Genomic DNA, 25,546 nt, shown 5'->3' on the forward strand with positions numbered 1-25,546 from the left:
CTTCGCGCGGCACACCGACGACCGCCGTCTCGACCGAGGCGTGGCCTTCGCCGACTCGGTGGCATCCGGGAGTCTCGCACGCACGGCGGCGCCGTCGTGCGGAGTCTCCGGCCGGCACGCCGTGCGGGGGCGTGGGGTGGCGGCGTGTCGGGGCGGAACTCCGCACGGCGGCACACCGGCCCACACGGGACGACCGACAGACGGCGGCGCGCCGACCCCCGAAGGTGCCGGCGCGCCACCAGGCATGGATGCCGCTCAGCCGGTGTTCTGCAGACCCGCCGCCACGCCGCTCACCGACAGCAACAGCAGGCGCTGGTGCTCGGCATCCGGGGTCTCCGACTCCGACGACGCGTCGCGCAGGGCGCGCAGCGCCCGCAGCTGCAGGAGGGACAGAGCATCGACGTACGGGCTGCGCATCTTCACCGCGCGCTGGAGCACGGGCTTGTTGCCCAGCAGCCCGCCGCCGGTGATCCGCTCGACCCACGAGCGCGTGAGGAGCATCTCGTCCATCACGAGCTGCGCCAGGTCGTCGCGGTCGCCGAGGGCCAGGTAGCGGCGGGCGATGCGCTCATCGGCCTTCGCCAGGCTCATCGCGACGTTGTCGATCATCGTGCGGAACAGCGGCCACTGCTCGTACCCGTCACGCAGGCGCTGCTCGTCGCCGACGGCGTCGAGGGCCGTGCCCAGGCCGAACCAGCCGGCGAGGTTGATACGGGCCTGCGTCCATGAGAACACCCACGGGATCGCGCGAAGGTCCTCGAGCGACTCGACCGACAGACCGCGACGCGCGGGACGCGAGCCGAGGGCGAGGTGTCCGAGCTCTTCCATCGGGGTGACCGTCGCGAACCACGGCGCGAAGCCCGGCGCCTTCACGAGCGCGAAGAAGCGTTCGCGCGAGGCGACGTCCATCGTGCTCGCGACATCGGCGAACGCTTCGGCAGCCCCGCGGTTGCGGCACTCGATCGAGGGCGAGGATGCCGTGAGCACCGCCGCTGCGACCTGGTCGATGTGGCGCATCGCGATGTCGGGATCGCCGTAGCGGGCGAAGATGACCTCGCCCTGCTCGGTGAGCTTGAATCGACCGTCGACCGAGTGCGGAGGCTGAGCGAGGATCGCGGAGTTGGCGGGACCACCACCGCGGCCGAGCGCGCCGCCGCGACCGTGGAAGAGCGTCAGCTCGATACCCTCGGCCTCGGCCCAGGTCGAGATCTTCGCCTGAGCCTCGTACAGCGCCAGGTTGGCAGCGACAGGTCCGACGTCCTTCGACGAGTCGGAGTAGCCGAGCATGACTTCGAGGCGTCGGCCGGTGGCATCCAGTCGGCTGACGAACGAGGGGTGCGTGACGATCTCGGCGAGGATGCCGGGGGCCGCCTGGAGATCGGCGAAGGTCTCGAAGAGCGGGATCACGTCGAGCACCGGCGGCGCCTCGCCCGGTCCCATGGCGAACGAGGCCAGCTCGTGCACGTTCGCGAGGTCTTCGGCGGACTGCGTGAACGACACGATGTAGCGGCCGGCGGCGCGCGGGCCGAAGCGCTCCTGCACGTAGGCGATCGAGCGGAAGACCTCGAGGACCTCGTCGGTGAGCTCGCTGCGTTCTCCGCCGCCACGGAGCTCCTCGAGCACCTTGCGGTGGACCGCCGAGTGCTGACGAACCTCGAGCTCGGTCAGGTGGAAGCCGTAGGTCTCAACCTGCCACACCAGACGCTGCAGGGCGCCGTAGGCCTGGCGCGCGGCACCGGCCGCGACCAGGGAGTCCTGCACGGTGCGCAGGTCGGCGAGCAGGTGCTCCGGATCGCGGTAGGCCAGGTCGGCATTGCGCGAACGGGTCGCGGCGATCTTGCGCGCCAGCAGCAGCATGATGCGGCGGTGCGGCTCGTCGGGCGAACGCTCTGCGATCTCGGCGGCGGCGTCTTCGTCGGCCGCCCGCAGGCGGTGCCACAGCGCGACGAGCGTGTCACTGGGCGGGGTGGTCTCGGCATCCAGCGTCAGCCCTCGACCCACGCGCTGCGTCGTGCGCTCGAGCCCGAGCAGGACGTGCTCGCTCGCGATCGCCGCGGCCTTGCGGGTGACGGATGCCGTGACGAAGGGATTGCCGTCGCGGTCGCCGCCGACCCAGGAGCCGACGCGGACGAACGGCTTCACGATCGGGGCGCGGGATCCGGCGTTCTCGCCCTGGAGGATGTCGTCGATGCGCCGATACACGCGCGGGACGGCGGTGTAGAGCGTCTCGTCGAACACCGCCATGACCGAGCGCACCTCGTCGACCGGGGACGGCTTCTCGCGACGCAGCGGGGCGGTGCGCCAGAGGGTGTCGATCTCCTCCAGCATGCGCCGCTCGGTGCGACGGGTCTCACCGGCGTTGTCGCCCGCGGCGTCGAGCTCACCCAGGAGCTCGGACAGGCGGCGGATGCTCGTCGAGATCGCGCGGCGACGGGCCTCGGTGGGGTGCGCGGTGAAGACCGGGTGGAAGCGCAGCGCCTGCAGGCGCGCGAGCGCGGTCTCTTCGCCGACCTCGCCCGACAGGCGTTCGAACGCCGTCGCGATGGTGTCGGGGGTCCCCGCGCGCGAGGGGCGGTCGCCGCGCTCACGGAGAACCCGCACGCGCTGGTGCTCCTCGACGAGATTCACCAGGTGGAAGTACGCGGTGAACGCCCGAGCCACCTCGTCGGCCCGCTCGATCGAGAAACTGTCGGCGATCGCCGCGGCTCTCTCGAACGCCTCGGGCGTCTCGTCGGTGTAGGCCTGGATCGTCGCCGTGCGCAGCCGCTCGACGTCGTCATACAGTCCGGGGGAGCCGCTCTCTTGAAGCACGCGGCCGAGGAGCGACCCGAGCAGGCGCACATCGGCGCGCATCTGTTCGGGCAGCTCTTGGCCGGCTTCGAAGCGGCCCACGAGGTCGATCGCCTCGGTCGGGGTCAGTTCTCGCACACGCCCCAGATTATCGGCGTCATGTGACGCGCGAATGACGCGGCGCCACGGGTGGTACATGTTCGATCGCGCGTCGCGGGCGGAACTCCTGACTTTTCGCCCCTCGAACGCGCGCTCGCCACGGATTCTTGCGGTCCTTGCCTCGTGGCATCCGAGATTTTCCGGAGTTCGGCCCGCCCCCGCCTCGTCGCCCATCGGCGCGGGGGATACTCGGGACAGCGGAGCCGCCGGGCCCGCGGAGGGAGACCGCCGTGACCGATGACGCGCTGCGACAGGCTGCAGAGACCATGCGCGCGGTGCGCGAGCGCTGCGTCTGGACGCAGACGATCGACCATCGCGATCTCGTGCCGTACCTCGTGGAGGAAAGTGCCGAGGTCATCGACGCGGTGGAGACGGGGTCGCGCGCCGACCTGCGGGAGGAACTGGGCGATCTGCTGTGGCAGGTCCTTTTCCACGCCGAGATCGCCGCGGGCGATCCGGTGGAGCCCTTCGACATCGACGACGTCGCGCGGGGGCTGACGGAGAAGATGGTGCGGCGGCATCCGCACGTGTTCGCCGGCGCCGTGGCCTCCACTCCCGAGGAAGTCCTCGTGCACTGGAATGCGGCCAAGGCCGCCGAGAAGAACACGCGCACCAGCGTGCTCGACGGGGTGAGTGATCACATGCCCGCGCTGGCTCTGGCGCAGAAGCTCGTCGGCAAGGCCGCGCAGGTGGGGGTGTCCGCGGGGTCGCACCGGTTGGCCGATCCCGAGACCGAGACCGAGCTCGGTGACGCGCTGCTGACGCTGGTCCAGCTCGCCCGAGCGCGCGGGTGGGACGCGGAGCGCGCCCTGCGCGAGCGCCTCCGCACCCTCCGTGCCGAGGTGCGGGCCGCAGAGGCCTGACGCTCGTCGACATCACGCGCGATTCGCGAACGGGGCCGAGCTCCGCACCGGAGCACCGGCGCGACCCTGGAACAATGGAGTCGTGGCATCCGTGAACCCGCCGCGCGGCATGCGCGACTTCCTCCCCGCAGACAAGGCCCGTCGCGAGCGCGTGCTCGCCGTCATCCGTGAGCGCTACCGCGCGCACGGATTCGACGAGATCGAGACACCGGTCATGGAGGAGTACTCGCGTCTGCACGCCGGTCTCGGCGGCGACAACGAGAAGCTCTCGTTCAGCATCCTCAAGCGCGGAATGGATGCCGAGGCGATCCGCGCCGCGGCCGACGACCCGGCCGCTCTGGCCGACCTCGGACTGCGGTACGACCTGACCGTCCCGCTCGCCCGCTTCTACGCGACGAACCGTGCGCAGTTGCCGACCGTGTTCCGTGCCATCCAGATGGCCCCGGTGTGGCGCGCCGAGCGCCCGCAGAAGGGTCGTTACCGCCAGTTCGTGCAGTGCGACATCGACATCATCGGCGATGCGTCCGCGCGGGCCGAGGCCGAGCTGATGACCGCGAGCCTGGACGTGCTCGACGCGCTCGGACTCGACGGCGGGTCGATCCGCGTGAACGACCGCCGCGTGCTCGACGCCATGCTCGACGTGTTCGGCTTCGCCCCCGACGAGCGCCCCGGTGTGCTCATCACGATCGACAAGCTCGACAAGATCGGGCCGTCGGGCGTCGTCGCCGAGCTTCGCGACCGCGGAACGGATGCGGAGGCCGTCGACGCCTTCGCCGCGTACCTCGGTCGGCCCGCGAGCACGCCGTCGTTCGACGACGCAGGGATTCGTGCGGCGCTGCCCAACGGCATCCCCGACGCCGTCGTCGCCGACCTCGTGGCGCTCGGGGAGACCGTCGCCGCCGCCCGTGGAGCCGATGCACCCCTCGTGTTCGATCCCTTCCTCGTACGCGGCATGGGCTACTACACGGGCACGATCTTCGAGCTTGCCCACCCCCGCGTCGACTACTCGCTCGGCGGCGGCGGCCGCTACGACGGCATGATCGGCCGATTCCTCGGGCAGGACGTCCCGGCTGTCGGCTTCTCGATCGGCTTCGAGCGCATCGTCGACCTGCTTCAGGATGCCGCTGACGACGGCGACCGTTCCGTCGTGCTGGTGCACGATCGCGAGGTCTCGCTCGCGCAGCTGCTGCGGCTGAAGGCGGGACTCGTCGCCGACGGCGCGCGCGTGCGTCTGGAGCAGCGTCCGAAGAACCTGAAGGCGCTTCTGGAGCGTGCCACAGCGGACGGGTACGCCTCGTTCGCCACGGTGACCTCCCAGACGACGGCCGAGACACTCGAGCTCAAGCCGCTCGGGTGAGCTGCGCCCCGGGGCAGAGCCGGCGTCTTGCGACCGGGGTCCCGGTGGTCAGGCGACGGCGCTGACCGGTGCCTCGTCGGGCTGGAGCGCCGCCAGTCGTTCCAAGCGCGCCGCCGTCATGGCATCCGTCGGAGCGAACCAGACGACGCGTGCGTCGAGGCCCTCACCGATCCACAGGCTGCTCATCTCGAGGTTGAGTTCGCCGACGTGGGCATTGACCAGGTGCTTTGTCGCGGCGCGTTCGCTGCCCACGTCGCCCAGACGCCACAGCTCCCCGAAACGCGGTGACGCCTTCTCGAGATCGGCGACGAACTGCTGCCACAGCGGCTCGTCGTGGTGCCGGCCGTACGCGGCGCGCAGGCGCGCAGCGATGCGGCGCTGCGCATGGTCGAGGTCGACGTGGGCGCGCTGCCAGGTGGGGTCGGTGAACAGCAGGACAGCGCAGTTGCGCCGCTCGACGGGCATCTCGTCGAGGTCGTCGAAGAGGTAGCGGTAGGCGCGGTTGTACGCGCGGATGTCGAAGCGCGAGGTCTGGACCGCGGCGGGGTAGGGCGCCAGTTTGGTCAACAGGTCGAGATGAGCCTTCTCCACGCAGGCGCGGGCCGCGCGATCGGGAACAGGGAGGTCGGCGAGGGCGAAGAGGTGATCGCGTTCGTCGTCGCTCAACTGGAGAGCGCGGGCGATGGCCGACACCACCTGCGCGGATGCCGCGATCGGCCGTCCCTGCTCGAGCCAGGTGTACCAGGTGAGCCCGACACCGGCGAGTTGCGCCACCTCTTCTCGACGCAGTCCCGCGACCCGGCGGCGTGAGCCTTCGGGAAGACCGACGTCGGTGGGGCGCAGGCGCGCTCGTCGACTGCGCAGAAAAGCAGCGAACTCCGCGCGCACGTCGTCTGATCCGGTCATGGCATCCCTCCTGGCCCGAGCTTAGGACGACCCGCCGACATCGATCGTGGCGTGGGGAGTGCTGTCAGTACCAGGATGACGACACTCCTGGTACCAGGATGACAGCCCGCGCATCATGGCACCATGACGACCTCGCTCACCCCCGCCACCGGCACGGCGCCGGTGCCCCTCGCGGTGCCTGCATCCGCGGTGGTCCCGACCTGGCGATACCTGGGGTTCCTCCTCGGCCCGGGTGTCGGCACCTTCGCGTTCAACGCGGTCACGGTCTCGCTCCCGACGCTGCGCGCGCAGTTCGGAGCCGACGATGTGACGCTCGAACTCGTCGTCGCCGGGTACGGCATCCCCTTCGCCGTGCTGCTCATTCTGGGGGGACGCCTCGGTGACCGGTTCGGCCGGCACCGTTTGTTCGTCGTGGGCATGGGACTCTTCCTCCTCTCCGCCGTCGCGTGTGCTCTCGCGCCGTCCATGGCGACACTCATCGCGGCCCGCATCGTCCAGGGCGTCGGAGCGGCGCTGTGCACCCCGCAGGTGCTCGGCACCATCCAAGCGACGTCGAACGGAGCGGCCCGCACGCGGGCCATCGCCGCGTTCGGGGCGAGCGGCGGCATCGGTGCGGCGGTCGGCCAGGTCGCCGGCGGCGCGCTGGCCTCCACGTCGTTCGGGCCCGTGCCGGGCTGGCGCGCGGTGTTCGTCGTCGTGGCGCTCGTCGCCGTGGCGGCGATCGTGCTGGCGCCCCTGGCTCCCCGGAGCCGCGCGCACGAGGTGGTCGCGATCGACCTGGTCGGGACCGCGGCCTTGGCCGTCGGCATCCTGTCGGCCTCCGTCGCGCTGACCTTCGGTCCCGCGCTCGGGTGGGCGTGGCCTGTGTGGGCGGCCGTGGTCCTCGCCGGCGTCGCCCTGTGGGCGATGTGGCGGCACCAGGATGCCGTGGAGCGCGCCGGACGCGTGCCGCTGCTTCCACCGAGCGTGCTGCGCTTGCGTCCGCTGCAGCTGGGACTGCTCGCGGCGGCGCTGTTCTTCACGGGGTACTCGGCGATCCTCTACGTCTTCCCCCGCGCAGTGGAGGACGGCGGCGGGTTGACCTCGCTCGAGGCCGGGCTCGCCCTCCTGCCCTTCGCCGTGGTTTTCGCGGTCGTGTCGTTGCTGGTGGCCCGCATCCAAGCGCGGCTCGGCGACGCCACTCTCGTCTGGGGAGTCGGCATCCAGGTGGTCGCGCTTGTGGCCATGGGGGTGACGATCGCGCTGGCGTGGGGCCCGGGCATCGGCCTCTGGCTGCAGCCGGCGCTGGTCCTGCTCGGCGTGGGCCAAGCACTCATCTTCTCGCCGCTGACCCAGCTCGTCGTGCGGGAGGTCCCCGTCGAGGCGGCAGGCCTGTCGGGCGGGATGTTCAGCACCGCGCAGCAGCTCGCCCTGTCGTTCGGGGTCATCCTCGTCGGCGGTGTCGTCACCGCGACGAGGATCACGGGCCGCACGGAACTCGCGGCGGGACTCCTGCTCGATGTCGGTCTCGCCGTGGGCGTGCTGGTCGTGGCGCTGATCCTGCGGGCGCGGGGGAACCGGGTCGCGGGCTCGGACGAGGTTCAGCGGGGCGTCGCGAGCGACTGAGCCGGTCGGTCGCTCGCGACGGACGCGGGGCGGGGCACAGGGCCCGTCGCCCCGCGGCCACGCCGCGGTCACCCTGCGTTCACGCTCTCGGGGTGTGATCGGCACATGCGTCGCACGAGAGTCCGACGGCCCGTCACCGTCGCCACCGCGTCGTCGGTCGCGGTGCTGGGCGCCACCGCGGTTGCGCTGCGGACGCTCATCTCCCGTCAGGCGGCCATCGCGCGCCGCCGGATCGGGAAGCCGTTGGGGGAGCAGGCTCTGGATGCCGACCGCGTCTGGCGCCGCAAGAAGCACCCCGGCCAGCCGGTGGATCTCCTCCTGCTCGGCGACTCCATCGCGGCGGGACTGGGCGCGGGGCACCGCCGTGACACGCTCGGTGCCCGCCTCGCGAAGGGCATCGCCCGGGAGGCCGGACGGCCCGTACGCCTGAAGACCGTCGCCGTGGTGGGATCGGAGACCTCCGCCCTCACCGCGCAACTCGCGACGCTTCCTCCCGACTACATCGCCGACGTCGCCGTGATCGTCGTCGGCGGCAACGACGTCACGCACCGCATCCCCGCGACCCGCTCGGCGGCGCAGTTGGAGGACGCGATCGGCGTCCTGACCGAGCGGGGGATGCCGGTGGTCGTGGGAACCTGTCCCGACCTCGGCACGTTGCGCGCGGTACCTCAGCCGTTACGGACGCTCGCGTCGAGGTCGTCGCGGCAGCTCGCCGCCGCGCAGGCCCGCGCCGCCCACCGGGCGGGGGCGCGCGTGGTGGGGCTGGCCCGGGCGGTGGGACCGGTGTTCGCCGAGCGTCCCGACGAGATGTTCAGCATCGATCGCTTCCATCCCAGCGCGCTCGGCTATCGCCGCACGGCTGAGGCCGTCCTCCCGGCGGTGCTGGCCGCCCTCGCGACGGAGCGGAACCCGTCGACGACCGAGCGAAACTCCTGAGGTTCTGCGGCCGTCCCGCGCGAACGCGGGTATTCGCGCGGTCCCGCATCGCGCTCGTCCTCGAAATTCAGGAGTTTCGCCCGCCCGCAGCCCGCCCGCCGCCCGCCCGGCGCCCGCCCGGCGCCCGCCCGACGCCCGCCCGTCGCCGCCCGCCCGCCGGGCCGACACCCCTCGGCCAACCCATAGCTCGCGGACGTACGTTTCCCCCACGCCTCCTCTTCACGTCTTCCTCACCACCTGGCGCGCCGATCCCGTCACCCTCGGCGTGCTGCTCGTGGCATCCGTGGCGTACCTCGTCGGTGTCGCGCGGGCACGTCGCGGCGGTGCGCCGTGGCCCCTGCGACGCACCATCGGCTTCTTCGCGCTCGGACTGCTGCCGTACGCGGTGATCGAGCTCGGCTTCCTCGGCGTGTACTCCTCGGAGCTGCGGTGGGCGTTCTCGACCCGCATCGCCCTCCTGATCTTCGCCGTGCCGGCCGGGGTCGCCGTCGGACGTCCTCTCGACCTCGTCCCCGCCGGTGTGCGAGAGCGGATCCTCGCCTCCCGGATCACCCGCATCACCGGCAACGCCATGGTGGCGACCGTGGTCATCGCGGCGGTGTTCTGCCTCTTCCTGACCCCGCTCGCCGGCATCCTGCGCGTGAACCCGACGGTCGAGGCGTCGCTCGGGATCGTCGTACCGCTCGTCGGGCTCGCGATGGTCCTGCCCATGATGGCGTTGGGCACCCTTCACACCGGCACCTTCATCGCGATCGAGTTCCTCCTCGCTTTCGTGGAACTGCTCATCGACTCCGTCCCCGGTCTGCTGATGCGCCTCAACGACACGGTGCTCGACCTGATCCCGGATGCCACACGAGCGCTGTCGTGGTGGCCGTCGACGCTGCACGATCAGCACCTCGCGGGCGACATGATCTGGTTCATCGCCGAGTTCGCGGACGTGCCGATCCTCGTCATCCTGATGATCCGATGGATGCGCAGCGACCGCGTCGAGGCGAAGGGCTTCGACGAGCTCTCCGACGAGGAGTACGACGAGATGACGCGCGCGCACCTGCGCGGCGAGCGTTGACCCGCGCGCACCGCGACGACAGTCTGGACGGGTGCCCACTCACGACGACGTCGACGCCTTCCTGACCGACACCCTGGTCGGTGACGACCCCGTTCTGGATGCCGCTCTCCGCGCGCAGCACGATGCCGGGCTTCCCTCGATCGAAGTCGCCCCGGTGAACGCGAAGTTCCTGCATCTCCTGACCCGCATCGCGGGCGCCCGCCGCGTGCTGGAGATCGGCACGCTCGGCGGGTACTCGACGATCTGGTTCGCCCGCGCCGTCGGCGAGGATGGACACGTCACGACGATCGAAGCCGAACCCGCGAACGCCGACATCGCCCGCACCAACCTGGAGCGGGCCGGTGTCGCCGATCGCGTAGACGTGCGCGTCGGCCGCGGCGCCGACGTGCTGCCCCGTCTCGAGGGCGGCGAGCCCTTCGACCTCGTGTTCATCGACGCCGACAAGGAGTCGAACACCATCTACCTGGAGTGGGCTGCGCGCCTCGGTCGCCCGGGCACCGTGATCGTGCTCGACAACGTCGTCCGCGGGGGAGAGGTGGCGGATGCCGACACCCTCGACGCCAAGGTGCAGGGAGCCCGCGCAGGACTGCTCCTGCTGGGCGAGGACCCCCGTTTCGACGCCACCGCCCTGCAGACCCTGGACCGCAAGGGCTGGGACGGCATCGCGCTCGCGATCGTGACGGACCTGACGGCTTCGTGAGCTGACAGGCGCGGCGGGGGCTTCTCTGTCTCTGGCGCGAGGTCCCTGAGCGTGTCGAAGCGACCGGCTCAGCCCCCTCGCGTGCCGTCGAATCCGCGCTCGACCCCACGCCCACCGAGCGCGGTCACTAGACTCGACCGCGGACCGACGACGCTCCGCCCTCTTTCACCCAAGAACCAACGAGGAGTCCTTCGTGGCACTTATCGAGGCTGTCAACGCACGTGAGATCCTGGATTCGCGCGGCAACCCGACCGTCGAGGTGGAGGTGCTGCTCGACGACGGGATCGTCCAGCGCGCCGCCGTTCCCTCCGGCGCTTCCACCGGCGCCTTCGAGGCCTACGAACTCCGCGACGGCGACAAGAGCCGCTACAGCGGCAAGGGCGTGCTGAAGGCCGTCGCCGCGGTCGTCGATGAGCTCGGCCCCGCGATCGAGGGCGTCGAGGCGAGCGAGCAGCGCATCATCGATGAGATCCTCATCGAGACCGACGGCACCGAGAACAAGTCGCGCACCGGCGCCAACGCCATCCTCGGCGTCTCGCTCGCCGTCGCCAAGGCCGCCGCCGACAGCGCCGACCTGCCCCTGTTCCGCTACCTCGGCGGACCGAACGCGCACCTCCTGCCCGTTCCGCTGTTCAACGTCATCAACGGTGGCGAGCACGCCGACAACGGCATCGACTTCCAGGAGTTCTTCCTCGCGCCCATCGGTGCCGACACCTACGGCGAGTCGCTGCGCTGGGGCACCGAGGTCTACCACGTCCTCAAGGGCGAGCTGAAGTCCGCGGGCTACAACACCGGCCTCGGCGACGAGGGCGGCTTCGCCCCCGACCTGCCCAGCAACCGTGAGGGCCTCGACTTCCTCATCCGCGCGATCGAGAAGGCCGGCTTCACCCCCGGCAAGGACATCGCCGTCGGCCTCGACGTCGCCGCCACCGAGTTCTACAAGGACGGCGTCTACACGGTCGAGGGCAAGGAGTGGAGCGTCGACACGCTCGTCGACTACTTCGCCGACCTCGTCGCGAACTTCCCCATCGTCACGATCGAGGATGCGCTCGCCGAAGACGACTGGGACGGCTGGAAGAAGCTGACGGATGCCATCGGCTCCCAGGTTCAGCTCGTCGGCGACGACCTGTTCGTCACCAACCCGAAGCGTCTGCAGCAGGGCATCGACCTCGGTGTCGCCAACTCGCTGCTCGTGAAGGTCAACCAGATCGGCACGCTGTCCGAGACCCTGGATGCCATCGCCCTGGCGACCCGCTCGGGCTACACCTCGATGCTCTCGCACCGCTCCGGCGAGACCGAGGACACCACGATCGCCGACCTCGCCGTCGCGGTCAACGCCGGCCAGATCAAGACCGGTGCTCCCGCGCGCAGCGAGCGCGTCGCGAAGTACAACCAGCTGCTGCGCATCGAGGAAGACCTCGGCGACGCGGCGGTCTTCGCGGGCCGCTCGGCGTTCCCCCGCTTCAAGGGCTGATCGCACGACGTGAGGAGGGGGAGCCCACCGGCTCCCCCTCCTTTCGTGTTCTCTCGGCGCGTCTGTCCACGTCCCTCGCGAGACCTCGGCGCGTCCCCGGGACCGCACGGACAGGCGACGTAGACTCGGCTCCGCCCGTGGCGGAAACGCGGGCGAGAACGAGAGGGGATGGGCGTGGATCGACCGACACTGCCTCCCCGTCCGCGGGCGGCATCCGGACCTCCCGAGCCCCGCGGGCGCAAGCCCGCGGCGAAGAAGACGGCCGCGACGAAGCCCGCCGCGACGTCGGCCAAGCCCGCGACCACGAAGACGGCGGGCCGAGCGTCGACGAAGCCCGCGGGGTCGACGCGTCCGCCTCAGGACGTCGCCCCCGCGCGCCGCGTCGATGTGCGCGAGTGGCTCGGCAAGGTCCGGGTATCGGGCTTCGTCGTCATCATGCTCGGGCTCGTCGTGCTCGGCACGTTCGTGCTCGTTCCCACGGTCGGCACGTACATGGACCAGCGCCAGCAGATCCAGGCGCTCGAGAACGCGGTGGCCTTCAGCCAATCCGAGGTGGCCGACCTGCAGTCGCAGCGCGAGCGCTGGTCGGATCCCGCATACATCACGACCCAGGCCCGTGAACGCCTGTACTACACGATGCCGGGCGAGGTCGTGTACCTCATCGATGACGATCTGCCCGCCTCGGCGGCTCTGCAGGAGCAGGCCGATGTGAGCGGCGACGTCAGCCAGACCCGCACCGACTGGATGGCGCAGTTCGTGCGTTCGCTGACCTCGGCGGGCGCGGCCCAGGTGGTCGTGCCGACCATCGGTGTGCCCGACCCGACGCCCGCTCCCGACGCGTCGCCCGCTCCCTGACCCTCCACCCGGAGTCGCGCGCAGCGGAGACGGAGACCGTCGCGGGTACCCTGGGAGCGATGACTACCACGCCGTTTCCTCCCGCATCCGACGCCGACCTCGCCGTGCTGCAGGCACAGCTCGGCCGGGTGCCGCGTGGTGTCGTGGGGATCGCGGCGCGGTGCGTCTGCGGCAACCCCACCGTGGTGGCCACCGCGCCGCGGCTCGACGACGGCAGCCCGTTCCCGACGTTCTACTACCTCACGCACCCCGCGGCCACGGCCGCGATGTCGGTTCTCGAGGCCGGCCATGTGATGAAGGAGTTCCAGGACGAGCTCGCCGAGGACGACGACCTGCGCGCCGCGTACCTCGCTGCGCACGAGGCGTACCTCCGCGACCGCGCCGCGTACGGCGAGCCCGAGGAGATCGCCGGGATCTCCGCCGGCGGCATGCCGACGCGGGTGAAGTGCCTGCACGCCCTGGCCGGTCACGCCCTCGCGGCCGGCCCCGGCGTCAATCCCATCGGCGACCGTGCCCTGGCGCGCGGGACCTGGTCGCCCGAGCGGTGCGCGTGCGAGACCCCCGGAGCCGGCGGATGAGACGCGTCGTCGCAGCCGCGGCATCCCTCGTCCTCGCGGTGATGCTGAGCGGTGCGACGACCGCTCCCGTGCCCGAGGACCCCACCGACAGCGTGCGTGCCTCGGAGTACTGGCTCGACCAGTACGGCATCCGCGATGCGTGGAACACCACTCGCGGTGCCGGGCAGAAGATCGCGATCATCGACACCGGCATCGGCCGCGGCCCCGTCGAGTTCAACGGGGCGGTCGCGGGCGGGACCGACGTGTCGGGCGCCGGCTCGCCCGATGGGCGCACCCCGGTCGGCGCGGTGGACTCCAATCACGGCAGTTGGGTCGCCTCTCTTGCCGCGTCGCGAGGCACCGGCAACGGCCGCGGCATGATCGGTGTCGCCCCCGAGGCCGATCTGCTGTCGATCTCGATCGGTTTCGGGGCGTCGGCGTCCGTTCCGTTCACGGAGCAGATCGCCAAGGCGATGCGGTGGGCGGTCGACGAGGGCGCCACGGTGATCAACCTGTCGCTCACGACCAACACCCTCGACTGGGACCCGAGCTGGGACGACGCGTTCCTGTACGCGTTCGACCACGACGTCGTCGTCGTGGTGGCCGCGGGAAACCGGGGGAGCGGCACCGACCGCGTGGGGGCCCCGGCCACCATCCCCGGCGTCCTCGCGGTCGGCGGTGTCGATCCCTCGGGGCGCGCGAGCAACGACGCCTCGACCCAGGGCATCACGATCGGCATCTCCGCCCCCAGCGAGCGGCTGCTCGGCGTCTCGGCCGACGGCACGCTCGTGCGGTGGGACGGTACGAGCGGCGCGGCACCCATCGTGGCCGGCATCGCCGCGCTCGTCCGCGCGGCGCATCCGGAGATGGATGCCGACAACGTGCTCAACCGCTTGATCTCCACCGCGAAGGCGGCTCCGGGTGCGTCACCCGGACTGGACCTTCTGTACGGCTACGGTCTCGTCGACGCCTCCCGGGCCGTCAGCGCCGATGTGCCCTCGGTGTCGGAGAACCCGTTGGGCAGCCTCGAGGACTGGATCCGGGTGTATCGGCGTGCCGACAGCCAGCCCAGCCCGACGCCGAGTTCCGCCCCGGTCGACATTCCTCCGCTGCCCCCGGTCGACGGGCCGCCGTCGGCCAGTTCGCCTCTGCTGCCGTCGCGCGATACCGTGCTGTACGGGTCACTGCCGCTCGCGGGTGCCACGCTCGCGGCTATAATGATTGCGCTCGGCGTCAGTGCTGCTGCCCGGCGAATTCGAATGGCGCGCATTTCTCGCGAGCCGAGCCGCACCACAAACCAGGAGTCTCTCCCATCGTGACCAGCACCGTGCCCAGGATTCTCATTGTCGGCGGAGGATACGCGGGTTTCTACACCGCGTGGAAGCTTGAGAAGCTGCTCGGCCGCGGCGAGGCCGAGGTCACCATCGTCGACCCGCTGCCGTACATGACCTACCAGCCGTTCCTCCCCGAGGTCGCGGCCGGCGAGATCGAGCCGCGCCACGTCGTCGTCGGCCTCCGTCGCCACCTCAAGCGCACCACCGTCATCGCCGGCAAGATCACGGGGATCAACCACGCGACCAAGACCGCGACGATCACCCCGATCGAGGGCGACGAGACGTGGCAGCACGAGTACGACCAGATCGTCGTCACCGCCGGTGCCGTCTCGCGCACCTTCCCGATCCCGGGTATCGCCGAGAACGCGATCGGCCTCAAGACGATCGAAGAGGCCGTCGCGATCCGCGACCGTCTGACGTCGAACTTCGACAAGGCATCCGTCCTCCCGGCCGGTCCCGAGCGCGACCGTCTGCTGACCGTCGTCGTCGTCGGTGGCGGCTTCGCCGGTATCGAGGTGTTCGCAGAGTTGCGTGCCTACGCCTCGTCGCTGCTGAAGTTCTATCCCCAGCTGTCGTTCGACGACACGCACTTCCACCTCATCGAGGCCATGGGGCGCATCATGCCCGAGGTCTCGCAGAAGACGAGCGAGTGGGTGCTCGCCGACCTCGCGAAGAAGGGTGCGTTCGTGCACCTCGACACGCAGGTCAAGGGCGCCGTCGACGGCGTCATCGAGCTTTCCACCGGTGAGCAGCTGCCCAGCGACCTGATCATCTGGACCGCCGGTGTCATGGCGAACCCCACGGTCGTGCGCGGCAGCGACCTGCCCGTCGAGGAGCGCGGCCGCATCCGCACCCGTCCCGACCTGCGCGTCGGCACCGACGAGGAGATCGTCGAGGGTGCCTGGGCCGCGGGCGACGTCTCGGCCGTCCCCGACCTGTCGGGCGGCGGCGTCGGCGGCTTCTGCGTGCCGAACGCGCAGCACGCCGTGCGCCAGGGCAAGCTCATGGCGAAGAACATCGTGGCGGTGCTGCGCGGCGAAGAGCCCAAGCAGTACAACCACAAGAACCTCGGTGCCGTCGCCGGTCTGGGCCTCTACAACGGCGCGTTCCAGTCCGGCAAGATCGCGCTGACCGGCTTCATCGCCTGGCTCGCCCACCGCGGCTACCACGGTCTGGCCATGCCCACATGGGAGCGTAAGTTCCGCGTGATCGGCGACTGGGTGCAGAACTTCGTCCACGGTCGCGAGATCGTGAACCTCGAGGCCGTGCAGACGCCTCGCGCCACCTTCGAGGAGTTCGCGGCCCGCCCGCGCCCCGCGGCTCCGCCGGCCGCCGAGGCGCCCGCGGCCGAGAAGAAGCCCGAGCCGGTCGCCGCGAAGTAACGTTCGCGCTCCGAGACCCCCGCCCCTGTCAGGGTGCGGGGGTCTCGTCGTTCCCGGAGGCCGCGGCACCCTGTACCGTGCCGCGGATTCGGGGTCCGACTCGCCGTTCAGCTTCGTCCCGTTCCGGCGTGTCGTCGCCGGACTCCGCCGGACGGCCCGCCCGAACTCCGCACGACGGTGAGCCCGCGCCGCGCCGCGATACGGTGGAGGCCGGGCCCCCGTAGCCCAACGGCAGAGGCAGGCGACTTAAAATCGCTTCAGTGTGGGTTCGAGTCCCACCGGGGGTACGCCTCCGCATGCACATCCCCTGAGAGTCCGTGCCACCGGCCCGTTTCGCACCCCACCCCGCCGTTACACTGAAGGGCAATCTTCCGAACGGAGTGTGGGGACTTATGTGGGAGTGGCTCGTACCGGTCTTGGTGATCGTCGGCATCGTGGTGATCGCCGGCATCTATCTGTGGGCCACGTACAACTCGCTCGTCGCGCTGAACGTGCGCGTCGACGAAGCGTGGAGCGACATCACGGTCCAACTCAAGCGCCGCGCTGATCTGCTGCCCAACCTCATCGAGACGGTCAAGGGCTACGCCGCGCACGAGAAGGCCGTGTTCGAGAACGTCACGCGGGCGCGTGCCGAGACGCTATCGGCTGAGAGTCCCGCTGAAGCGGGTGTCGCCGAAGGGCACATGCAGCAAGCGCTCAAGTCGCTGTTCGCGGTCGCCGAGGCGTATCCGCAGCTGCAGGCGAGCCAGAACTTCCTGCAGCTCCAGCACTCGATCGTCGACACCGAAGACAAGATCCAGGCCTCGCGCCGGTTCTACAACGGTGGCGTGCGGGAGCTGAACACCAAGATCAAGGTCTTCCCGAACAACCTCTTCGCTCGACAGCTCGGCTTCAGCGAGCGCGAGTTCTTCGAGGTCGTCGACGGGGCCGCCATCTCGGAACCACCGCGCGTCCAGTTCTGACGTCACGCGCCCCCTCCGCTCGCCGGAGGGGGCGCGTCTCCGTTTGCGCGACCGTCGGGGTGCTCGTGACGTTCGGCGCTCAGTGCGCCCGCGACGGCGTCGGCGGCGTCGCCCCACCGGGCGACCGTGACGCGCTCGAGGCCTTGCCAGCGCGCCGCCGTGAGCAGCTCCGCGGCGACGCGCTCGGCGGCATCCGGGGGTGCACCCCGCTCCCACCACGCTGACTGGACCCGCAGCGCGCTGGACGCGCGGTCGGCCTTCAGGTCGAGGCGTCCCACGACGTCGTCGCCGACGATCACGGGCAGGGAGTAGTAGCCGAAGCGCCTCTGCGGCGCGGGGGTGTAGATCTCGATGCGGTAGTCGAAGTCGAACAGCCTCTCGGCGCGATCGCGGAACCACACCACGGGGTCGAACGGCGTGAGGATCGCTGCGGCGTCGACGCGCCGAGGGCGAGCGGCATCCCGGTGCAGCCAGGCCTTCGCCGGGCGCCCTGCGACCTCCCACCCCTCGACGCGGACGGGGATCAGCTCCCCGGCGTCGACGAGATCGTGGACGGCCGACATGACGGCGGGACGGTCGCGGATACGCCAGTAGTCGGCCAGGTCTGCCGCTGTCGCCACCCCGTAGGCCACCGCGGCGCGGCGGACGAGCTCGGCGATCGCCTCTGCCCGGGGCACGGTCGTCTCGAGCGCGGAGGTCGGCAGCACATCGGATGCCAGGGCGTACCGCCGCTCGAACCCCCGTCGGCCCGCGATCGCCACGTCGCCGAACAGCCAGAGCCGTTCGAGGCCGTTCTTGACGTCGTCCCATCCCCACCACGATCCGCGCGAACCGCTGCGTGCATCGTGATCGATCTCGGCGGGTCGGAGTGGCCCCCGCCCAGCCAGCTCGTCGAGGAGCCAGCGCAGCAGCGGCTGATTGGCGTCGGCCCACGCGTCGGTTCCGTACTTGGCGCGCAGGGCGTCGCGACGGAACTGCAGCAACGGCCAGTCGTCGACCTAGACGAGGGATGCCACGTGCGCCCAGGACTCCGCCCATCTCGGTCGACGGGCGAAGGCGAGCTTGTCGAGCAGCGCGGTGTCGTACGCGCCGAGACGCGCGAACAGCGGCATGTAGTGCGAACGGGAGAAGACGTTCACGGAGTCGATCTGGAGGATGCGCATGCGGTGCAGGGCGCCTGTGATCTGGCGCGTGCCGACCGTGTCGGGACGGGGTCGGGCGAAGCCCTGGGCGGCCAGAGCGATACGGCGTGCGTCGGCGCGACGGAGCGTCGTGGTCATGCTTCTCACCGTAGCCACCGCTTCCGACATCACAGCGATCACCCGGGAAGCGCGGCGGTAGGCTGACAGGATGACCGGAACCGATCCCGAGCCCCGCGGATCGTTCTTCGATGCCCTCAAGCGCCGTACTGTCTCCAGCGATCTGCAGCCCCCGGTACCCCCGGCTCTGCGCCAGGCGACGGCCTACGCGTGGCGACTGCTCGTCATCGCCGCGGCTCTCGGCGTGATCATCTGGGTCGTCATCCAGCTCAAGCTGCTGGTGATCCCGCTTCTCGTGGCCATCCTGGTGACCGCACTGGTGTGGCCCGCCTTCTCGTTCCTCCAGCGGCACGGGTGGCCGAAGTGGCTGGCGATCGTCGTCACCGTGCTCGGGACGATCGCGATCATCTCGGGCCTGGTGTGGCTCGCCGTGTGGCAGATCTCCCGCGAGTTCGGTTCGGTTCAAGACCGCACGGTTTTGGCGGTCGAGCAGTTCCGTCAGTACCTCATCGACGGGCCCCTGCACCTCAGCGCCCAGCAGATCGACGACGGACTCACACAGGCCGGGTCGTTCCTGCAGCAGCAGGCCGAGCTGCTGTGGACGGGCGCCCTCGCGATCGGAACGACGCTCGGTCACGTCGGCACCGGCGTGCTGCTGACGCTCTTCATCCTGTTGTGTCTGCTCGCCGACGGCGGCGGCATCTGGCGGTGGACCACCCGGCTGTTCCCCCGCGTCTCCCGCCCCGCGGTCGATGGAGCGGGCCGCGCCGGCTGGCGCACCGTCAAGAGCTACGCGCGCACCCAGCTGCTGGTGGCCACCATCGACGCGATCGGCATCGGGCTGGGAGCCTTCCTCCTCGGCGTGCCCCTCTCCATCCCTATCGGCGTCCTCGTCTTCCTCGGCGCGTTCATTCCCTTCGTCGGGGCCGTGGCCACCGGGGCACTCGCCGTCTTCATCGCCCTCGTCTACAACGGCCCGCTCATCGCCCTGTTCATGCTCATCGTCGTCCTCGGGGTGCAGCAGGTCGAGAGCCACATCCTGCAGCCGATCCTCATGGGCTCGGCAGTCAAGGTGCACCCGCTCGCCGTCGTCCTCGTCGTCGCCGGGGGAGCGATGATCGGCGGGATCGCCGGAGCGCTGTTCGCCGTCCCCCTCGCGGCTTTCGTGAACGTCGTCGCGGTGTACCTCAGCTCGAAGGCGTGGGAGCACGCGGGCCAGCCGCTGGCATCCCGAGATCTCATCTGGCAGACCGTCCCGCGCGAGCGCGGAAGGAGATCATGAACGACACTCCCACCCTGGCCGAGTTCGAAGATGCCGCGCAGGCTCTGCGCGGCATCATCACGCGGACCCCTCTCGACGAGTCCCTGCACCTCACCGAACTGCTCGGCGTTCCCGTCAACCTCAAGCTCGAGAACCTCCAGCGCACCGGTTCGTTCAAGATCCGCGGGGCGACCTACCGCCTGTCCCGGCTGACCGCCGAGGAGCGCGCCCGCGGCGTCGTCGCGGCATCCGCGGGCAACCACGCGCAGGGCGTCGCCCTGGCGGCCCAGCAGCTCGGCATCCCGGCGACGATCTTCATGCCGCTGGGCGTGCCGTTGCCCAAGCTCCTCGCCACGCGCGGCTACGGCGCCGAGGTCATCCTCGAGGGCGAGACCGTGGAGACGCCCCTCCGGCTCGCGGCCGAGTTCGCCGAGCGCACCGGCGCCGTGCTGATCCACCCCTTCGATCATCGGGACATCATCGTCGGTCAGGGCACCCTCGGTCTCGAACTCGTCGAGGACATGCCCGACCTCGACACGATCATCGTCGGCATCGGCGGGGGAGGCCTCGCCGCCGGAGTCGCCGCCGCCGTCAAGGCTCGGGCAGCGGCCGAGGGGCGGCGGGTTCGTATCATCGGCGTCCAGGCCCACAACTCCGCCGCCTACCCGTCGTCCCTCGCCGCCGGGTATCCGATGCAGGTCGAGACGACTCCCACGATCGCCGACGGCATCGCCGTCGCGCGCCCGGGTGACCTCCCCTTCGAGCTCATCCGCGAGTACATCGACGAGGTCGTCACGGTCACCGAAGACGACATCGCCCGTGCCCTGCTCGTCCTCCTGGAGCGCGCGAAGCAGGTCGTGGAGCCGGCCGGTGCCGTCGGTGTCGCGGCCATCCTCGCCGGCAAGGTCCAGGCCACCGGCCCGACGGTCACGATCCTGTCGGGTGGCAACATCGACCCGCTGCTGCTGCAGCGTGTCGTGGCGCACGGCCTGTCGGCATCCGGTCGCTACATGTCGCTGCGCATCCCGCTTCCCGACCGCCCGGGCCAGCTCGCGCGCGTATCGGAGCTCCTCGCCCAGGTCGGCGCGAACGTCATCGAGGTGCTGCACACGCGCCACGGTCAAGGTCTGCAGATCAGCGAGGTCATCCTGCAGCTGAGCGTGGAGACCCGTGGTGCCGAGCACCGGGCTCTGGTCATCCGGACGCTCGAGGATGCCGGGTTCATCGCGACCGTCGTCCCCGACTGACGCGTATCGGCGACGGACACGCGTCCGCGACGGACGCGCATCCCCAGGGCACGCCTCCGCCACGGCTCGCGCGCCCCGATCGAACGCGTCCGATCCGCACGAGGCGCCGGACGCCGCGACGAGCCTCAGCGCCGGAAACGCCGCGAGCCGCTCACCCCGCGCGGGGGAGCGGCTCGCGAAACGGGCGGGCTTACTGGCCCGAGTACGTCTCGACCTTGACGATCTCGACCGAGATCTCCTTGCCGTTGGGTGCCGTGTAGGAGCTCTTCTCGCCCTCCTTGAGGCCGAGGATCGCGGCGCCGAGCGGCGACGCCTCGCTGTACACGTCGAGCTCGGAGTCGGCCGCGATCTCGCGGTTGCCGAGCAGGAAGACCTCTTCGCCGCCCGCGATGATCGCGGTCACGACGGTGCCCGACTCGACGACGCCGTGGCTCTCGGGGGCCTCGCCGACCTTGGCATCCTTGAGCAGCTGCTGGAGCGTGCGGATACGCGCCTCCTGCTTGCCCTGCTCGTCTTTCGCGGCGTGGTAGCCGCCGTTCTCCTTGAGGTCGCCCTCTTCGCGCGCGACCTCGATGCGCTTCGCGATCTCCTCGCGGCCGGTGGTCGAGAGGTGCTCGAGCTCGTTGGCGAGGCGGTCGTAGGCGTCTTGCGTGAGGAACGTCACCTGAGCGTCGTTGGACACGGGTACTCCTTCGTCGAGGGCGAGCGGCATCCATCGGGGTGGCCGCCGGGGGATATGTCGAACGCCCCGGCATCGAGCCGGGGCGCGTCGTGACTGGCTATTTTACGGCACCCAGCAGGAGTTGACAAAACCTGTGGTCGCCAGCGCGAGGGTGGGGATCTCCTCCGAGAAGGCGCGGCTGTGATCCTCGGATGCCGGGTACTCCACGACGCGCCAGCCCACGGTCCCGTGCTCTTCGTCCTGTGCCTCGATCGCGCAGGCCACGGGCTCGCCGACGGGCGCGGTGAACTGGAAAGAGATGGTGACGCTGCTCGCGTCGACGACGGTGAACCCCGTGTCGGTGGCCGTGACGGATCGCATGCTGTTCGACACCGTGGTCCAGCCGAGGAGACCGGTGAGTGTCAGGGCGACGACGGCGACGATGCTCCACAGCACGATGCGTCGACGCGGCGAGGTGCTGCGGCCGTAGCGCTCATCGAGCATCTGCTGCGTCGTCATGGTGTCTCCGGGCTTTAGGCTGGACTTCCAGGCTACGCGCTTCCGCCCGGACCGAAGGACTCCATGCTTCCCGTGCTCGTCGCTCTCGCGACAACGCCCACCCCGGCCAACACTCCCGACGAGTCCATCGTCACGCCCGGGCCGCTCGGCTTCGCCGCGATCGCCTTCATCGGTGTCGCGGTCTTCTTCCTCGTCTGGGACATGCTGCGTCGTATCCGTCGCGGACGCTACCGCGAAGAGGTCAACGCCGAGCTCGACGCCGAGGAGCGGGCGCGCGCCGTCGACGGTGACGACGGCGGTTCCGTGACGCCCCGAAGCTGACGACGGCCGGGATGCCTCGGCATCCGGCCGCCTCGTGCGCGCGCGAGCAGAGATCGAGCGACTGCACCTGGGCGGATACGGTGCCCGCGCGTCAGCCGCCGTGGTAGGCCGGCGCGAGCGCGATCAGCAGGCACGCGGTCCAGTGGCAGAGAAACGCCAGCACGGTGCACACGTGGAAGATCTCGTGGAATCCGAAATGACCGGGCCAGGGGTTCGGACGCTTGAGCGCGTAGACGACGGCTCCCGCCGTGTAGAGCAGACCGCCGACGACCACCAGGATCATCATCGCGACGTTCGCGTCGAGCAGGTCGAACAGGTACATCACCGCGGCCCAGCCCAGGGCGAGATACAGCGCCACGTACAGCCACCGAGGCGCGTTGATCCAGAACACGCGGAACAGGATGCCGAGGAGCGCGCCGCCCCAGACGATCGACAGCAGCAGGACCGTCTTGGGTGTCGGCAGGGCGAGGACCGCCAGCGGCGTGTACGTTCCGGCGATCAACAGCAGGATGTTCGCGTGGTCGATGCGCTTGAGGACGGCTTTCGTCGTCGGCTTCCAGATGAAGCGGTGGTACAGCGCGGAGTTGCCGAACAGCAGCAGGGAGGATGCCGCGAACACCGCCGAGGCCCACTTGGCGGGGGCGCCCTGAGCGAGCGCGATGAGGACGATTCCGGCCGCGATCGCGACGGGGAACGTGCCGGCATGGATCCAGCCCCGCCAGCTCGGTTTCACCTCGTCCTGCGCGCCCACGGCCGACGCTTCGAGCAGAGGAAGCTGCGGCATATCGGGGCCGTCGGCGGGAGTCGTCCGTGTCACAGGAAAACCCTACGCGCACGGCCATGCCGCTGTCGGAACGCGGCACGACGCTCACCTTTTCCCCAGGAGAATCGGCGCTGTGCGGATGGGGCGAGAGCGGTGTGCGCGGTAGCGTAGGCGGGTGGCGCGGATGCGAAGGAACGAGGGGCGCGGACCCCTCTACCGTTTGTACGCGTCGCGGTTGCGACGCCGGATGCCGGCCACCGTCCCGCACCACGTCGCCATGATGATCGACGGAAACAGGCGGTGGGCGAGACAGCTCGGCTACGACAGTGCCGCCCACGGGCATCGGGCCGGTGCGGCGAAGATGCACGAGTTCCTCCGCTGGTGCGACGACCTCGGCATCGAGGTGGTGTCGCTCTACCTGCTCTCCAACGACAACCTCGTCAAGCGTGACAGTCGCGAACTCGGTGACCTGCTGGAGATCATCGCGGAGCTGGCGAGCGAACTGTCTCTCGAGCCCGATTGGCGGGTGCAGCACGTGGGTCGCGCCGAGGGGCTGCCGCCGGAGCTGGCCGGGGTCCTCCGCGAGGTCACCGAGCGCACGCGGTCGCACACGGGACTCCATGTGAACCTCGCGGTGGGCTACGGCGGTCGGAGTGAGATCGTGGACGCCGTCCGCAGCATCATCGCCAAACACGACGCGTCGGGCGGTTCGATGGAGGAACTCGCGGCGAGCCTCACCCCCGAGCAGATCGGGGAGCACCTCTACACCGGCGGGCAGGCCGACCCCGATCTCGTCATCCGCACATCGGGGGAGCAGCGGCTCAGTGACTTCCTCCTCTGGCAGTCGGCGCACTCGGAGTTCTACTTCGTGGAGGCGCTCGGGCCCGACCTGCGAGAGGTCGACTTCCTGCGGGCGATCCGTGACTTCGGTGCCCGCGACCGTCGTTTCGGTCAGTAAGCCGGGGCACCGGAAACCCTCAGGGCGAGGGTGAGAGTTGTTCACACACTCGTCATTTTCGTGGCGTGTTAACGACCCTCGAACGTCCCGAGGCATCGTACGGTGATCACATCGGGCACGGAGCCCGGTCGAGTCGGCCATCGGATCGCGACTCGTGACCACAGGTCGACTCGTGACAACCGGGTGAGACACCCGGGTCGGGAGTGGGTTGTGACTGCACGAGCACCATTCGACCAGCGTCACGTCGACGAGAGCAGCGTCTCGGAACAGGATCTGCGGACATACGTGTTGGACACGTCCGTCCTTCTGAGCGATCCGCGGGCGTTCTTCCGCTTCGCGGAGCATTCCGTCGTGATCCCCGTCGTCGTCATCACCGAACTCGAGGGCAAACGGCACGACCCGGAGATCGGGTACTTCGCCCGTCAGGCTCTGCGCCACCTCGACGAACTGCGCATCGAGCACGGTCGTCTCGACTTCCCCGTCCCGGTCGGCAACGACGGCACTCTCCGCGTCGAGTTGAACAACACCGATCAGATGGTCCTGCCATCGGGGATGCGCACCGGTGGCAACGACAGCCGCATCCTGGCCGTGGCGATGAACATCGCGAAGGACGGCGCCGAGGTCACGGTCGTCTCCAAGGATCTGCCGATGCGCGTGAAGGCGGCATCCCTGGGTCTGACGGCCGAGGAATACCTGGCCGAGCAGGCCATGGACTCGGGGTGGACCGGCATCGCCTCGCTCGACATCTCGGGCGACGATCTCAGCGACCTCTACGAGAGCGAGGTCGCAACGAGCGACCAGGTGGTCGGTCTGCCCGTCAACACGGGGCTGATCATCCACTCGGAGCGAGGTTCTGCCCTCGGCCGTGTCACCGGGGACGGGGAGTTCCGCCTGGTCCGCGGTGACCGCGACGCCTTCGGGCTGCATGGCCGGTCGGCCGAGCAGCGCATCGCTCTCGACCTCCTCCTCGACCCCGAGGTGGGGATCGTGTCACTGGGCGGACGAGCGGGCACCGGTAAGTCCGCCCTCGCGCTGTGCGCCGCTCTCGAGTCGGTGCTCGAGCGTCAGCAGCAGAAGAAGATCATCGTGTTCCGGCCCCTGTTCGCCGTCGGTGGACAGGAACTCGGCTACCTTCCCGGCGACCAGGCCGAGAAGATGGGGCCCTGGGGTCAAGCGGTGTTCGACACCCTCGGCTCCCTCGTCTCGGGCAACGTGCTCGAGGAGGTGCTGGCGCGGGGTCTCCTCGAGGTTCTTCCGCTGACGCACATCCGTGGTCGTTCCCTGCACGATGCGTTCGTGATCGTCGACGAGGCCCAGTCGCTCGAGCGCAATGTCCTGCTGACGGTGCTGAGCCGCATCGGTCAGAACTCCCGCGTCGTCCTGACCCACGACGTCGGCCAGCGTGACAACCTCCGGGTCGGGCGTCACGACGGTGTCGCCTCGGTGATCGAGACCCTCAAGGGACACTCGCTCTTCGGTCATGTCACCCTCACGCGTTCGGAGCGGTCGGCGATCGCGGCCCTGGTCACCGAGCTGCTGGAGGCCGGCGAGCTCTCCTGACGATCGCCAGAAGAGGAGGGCCTGGGTGTCTGCCCGGGCCCTCCTCTTCGT

The 25,546-nt window shown here is 70.1% G+C and carries 22 protein-coding genes, 1 tRNA gene and 1 pseudogene; 18 read left to right on the top strand and 6 right to left on the bottom strand.

What is annotated here, in order from left to right; translation table 11 throughout:
* Window positions 1–255: 255 nt before the first annotated feature.
* Window positions 256–2,928: a phosphoenolpyruvate carboxylase gene (locus PIR02_14185; protein ID WZH35907.1), complete on the bottom strand. Its 2,673-nt coding sequence runs from the start codon at window positions 2,926–2,928 to the stop codon at window positions 256–258.
* 287 nt (window positions 2,929–3,215) lie between these two features.
* Here PIR02_14185 and PIR02_14190 point away from each other — a divergent pair, with 287 nt between their 5' ends.
* Window positions 3,216–3,812 (top strand): MazG family protein, encoded by a 597-nt coding sequence (locus PIR02_14190; GenBank protein ID WZH39016.1) that lies wholly within the window; start codon window positions 3,216–3,218, stop codon window positions 3,810–3,812.
* A gap of 109 nt (window positions 3,813–3,921) precedes the next feature.
* A complete protein-coding gene (gene hisS / locus PIR02_14195; GenBank protein WZH39017.1) occupies window positions 3,922–5,169 on the top strand; it encodes a histidine--tRNA ligase in 1,248 nt (415 codons plus the stop codon).
* A 48-nt stretch (window positions 5,170–5,217) separates the two neighbouring features.
* On the opposite strand, the gene PIR02_14200 is transcribed toward hisS, so the two are convergent.
* Window positions 5,218–6,075, bottom strand: a complete 858-nt coding sequence (locus PIR02_14200) for a helix-turn-helix transcriptional regulator (GenBank protein ID WZH35908.1) — start codon at window positions 6,073–6,075, stop codon at window positions 5,218–5,220.
* A gap of 123 nt (window positions 6,076–6,198) precedes the next feature.
* Here PIR02_14200 and PIR02_14205 point away from each other — a divergent pair, with 123 nt between their 5' ends.
* The 11 genes from PIR02_14205 (at window position 6,199) to PIR02_14255 (ending at window position 16,946) form a co-directional block, all read left to right on the top strand.
* The gene (locus PIR02_14205; protein WZH35909.1) at window positions 6,199–7,680 is read left to right on the top strand and encodes an MFS transporter; all 1,482 of its coding nucleotides are present in this window, start codon (window positions 6,199–6,201) and stop codon (window positions 7,678–7,680) included.
* 105 nt (window positions 7,681–7,785) lie between these two features.
* Window positions 7,786–8,616, top strand: a complete 831-nt coding sequence (locus PIR02_14210) for an SGNH/GDSL hydrolase family protein (protein ID WZH35910.1) — start codon at window positions 7,786–7,788, stop codon at window positions 8,614–8,616.
* Between the two features lie 274 nt (window positions 8,617–8,890).
* On the top strand, window positions 8,891–9,682 hold the full coding sequence (locus PIR02_14215; GenBank protein WZH35911.1) for a cytochrome c oxidase assembly protein: 792 nt from the start codon (window positions 8,891–8,893) through the stop codon (window positions 9,680–9,682).
* Window positions 9,683–9,713: 31 nt separating this feature from the next.
* Window positions 9,714–10,382, top strand: a complete 669-nt coding sequence (locus tag PIR02_14220; GenBank protein ID WZH35912.1) for an O-methyltransferase — start codon at window positions 9,714–9,716, stop codon at window positions 10,380–10,382.
* 193 nt (window positions 10,383–10,575) lie between these two features.
* Window positions 10,576–11,856, top strand: coding sequence for a phosphopyruvate hydratase (gene eno, locus PIR02_14225; GenBank protein WZH35913.1), 1,281 nt, complete (start codon window positions 10,576–10,578; stop codon window positions 11,854–11,856).
* A gap of 168 nt (window positions 11,857–12,024) precedes the next feature.
* Window positions 12,025–12,711: a septum formation initiator family protein gene (locus PIR02_14230; GenBank protein WZH35914.1), complete on the top strand. Its 687-nt coding sequence runs from the start codon at window positions 12,025–12,027 to the stop codon at window positions 12,709–12,711.
* A 59-nt stretch (window positions 12,712–12,770) separates the two neighbouring features.
* Window positions 12,771–13,289, top strand: a complete 519-nt coding sequence (locus PIR02_14235) for a DUF501 domain-containing protein (GenBank protein ID WZH35915.1) — start codon at window positions 12,771–12,773, stop codon at window positions 13,287–13,289.
* Window positions 13,286–14,587, top strand: a complete 1,302-nt coding sequence (locus tag PIR02_14240) for a S8 family serine peptidase (GenBank protein WZH35916.1) — start codon at window positions 13,286–13,288, stop codon at window positions 14,585–14,587. The genes PIR02_14235 and PIR02_14240 overlap by 4 nt, the downstream gene beginning before the upstream one ends.
* Window positions 14,584–15,984: an FAD-dependent oxidoreductase gene (locus PIR02_14245; GenBank protein ID WZH35917.1), complete on the top strand. Its 1,401-nt coding sequence runs from the start codon at window positions 14,584–14,586 to the stop codon at window positions 15,982–15,984. Before PIR02_14240 ends, PIR02_14245 begins: the two co-directional genes overlap by 4 nt.
* Before the next feature lie 214 nt (window positions 15,985–16,198).
* A tRNA-Leu gene (locus tag PIR02_14250) sits at window positions 16,199–16,271 on the top strand.
* A 105-nt stretch (window positions 16,272–16,376) separates the two neighbouring features.
* The gene (locus PIR02_14255) at window positions 16,377–16,946 is read left to right on the top strand and encodes a LemA family protein (GenBank protein ID WZH35918.1); all 570 of its coding nucleotides are present in this window, start codon (window positions 16,377–16,379) and stop codon (window positions 16,944–16,946) included.
* A gap of 2 nt (window positions 16,947–16,948) precedes the next feature.
* On the opposite strand, the pseudogene PIR02_14260 reads toward PIR02_14255, so the two are convergent.
* Window positions 16,949–18,226 (bottom strand): annotated as a pseudogene (locus tag PIR02_14260) (winged helix DNA-binding domain-containing protein).
* 70 nt (window positions 18,227–18,296) lie between these two features.
* Here PIR02_14260 and PIR02_14265 point away from each other — a divergent pair.
* Window positions 18,297–19,487, top strand: a complete 1,191-nt coding sequence (locus tag PIR02_14265; protein WZH35919.1) for an AI-2E family transporter — start codon at window positions 18,297–18,299, stop codon at window positions 19,485–19,487.
* On the top strand, window positions 19,484–20,713 hold the full coding sequence (ilvA, locus tag PIR02_14270; protein ID WZH35920.1) for a threonine ammonia-lyase: 1,230 nt from the start codon (window positions 19,484–19,486) through the stop codon (window positions 20,711–20,713). The genes PIR02_14265 and ilvA overlap by 4 nt, the downstream gene beginning before the upstream one ends.
* Window positions 20,714–20,903: 190 nt before the next feature.
* Here the strand turns inward: ilvA and greA are convergent, their stop codons facing one another.
* Complete coding sequence (gene greA / locus PIR02_14275) at window positions 20,904–21,395, bottom strand: transcription elongation factor GreA (protein WZH35921.1); 492 nt, start codon at window positions 21,393–21,395, stop codon at window positions 20,904–20,906.
* A 102-nt stretch (window positions 21,396–21,497) separates the two neighbouring features.
* Window positions 21,498–21,893 carry a DUF4307 domain-containing protein gene (locus PIR02_14280; GenBank protein ID WZH35922.1) on the bottom strand — a complete coding sequence of 132 codons (396 nt, stop codon included), beginning with the start codon at window positions 21,891–21,893 and terminating at the stop codon, window positions 21,498–21,500.
* Window positions 21,894–21,956: 63 nt separating this feature from the next.
* On the opposite strand from PIR02_14280, the gene PIR02_14285 reads away from it, so the two are divergent.
* Window positions 21,957–22,214 carry a hypothetical protein gene (locus tag PIR02_14285; GenBank protein ID WZH35923.1) on the top strand — a complete coding sequence of 86 codons (258 nt, stop codon included), beginning with the start codon at window positions 21,957–21,959 and terminating at the stop codon, window positions 22,212–22,214.
* A gap of 91 nt (window positions 22,215–22,305) precedes the next feature.
* On the opposite strand, the gene PIR02_14290 is transcribed toward PIR02_14285, so the two are convergent.
* A complete protein-coding gene (locus PIR02_14290; GenBank protein ID WZH39018.1) occupies window positions 22,306–22,998 on the bottom strand; it encodes a hemolysin III family protein in 693 nt (230 codons plus the stop codon).
* Window positions 22,999–23,161: 163 nt separating this feature from the next.
* Between PIR02_14290 and PIR02_14295 the strand changes: the two genes are divergently transcribed.
* Entirely contained in the window at window positions 23,162–23,935 is a 774-nt protein-coding gene (locus tag PIR02_14295; GenBank protein ID WZH35924.1) for an isoprenyl transferase, read from the top strand.
* A 210-nt stretch (window positions 23,936–24,145) separates the two neighbouring features.
* A complete protein-coding gene (locus PIR02_14300; GenBank protein ID WZH35925.1) occupies window positions 24,146–25,495 on the top strand; it encodes a PhoH family protein in 1,350 nt (449 codons plus the stop codon).
* Window positions 25,496–25,546: the final 51 nt, after the last annotated feature.

Source organism: Microbacterium enclense, assembly GCA_038182865.1.
GTDB lineage: Bacteria > Actinomycetota > Actinomycetes > Actinomycetales > Microbacteriaceae > Microbacterium > Microbacterium enclense_B.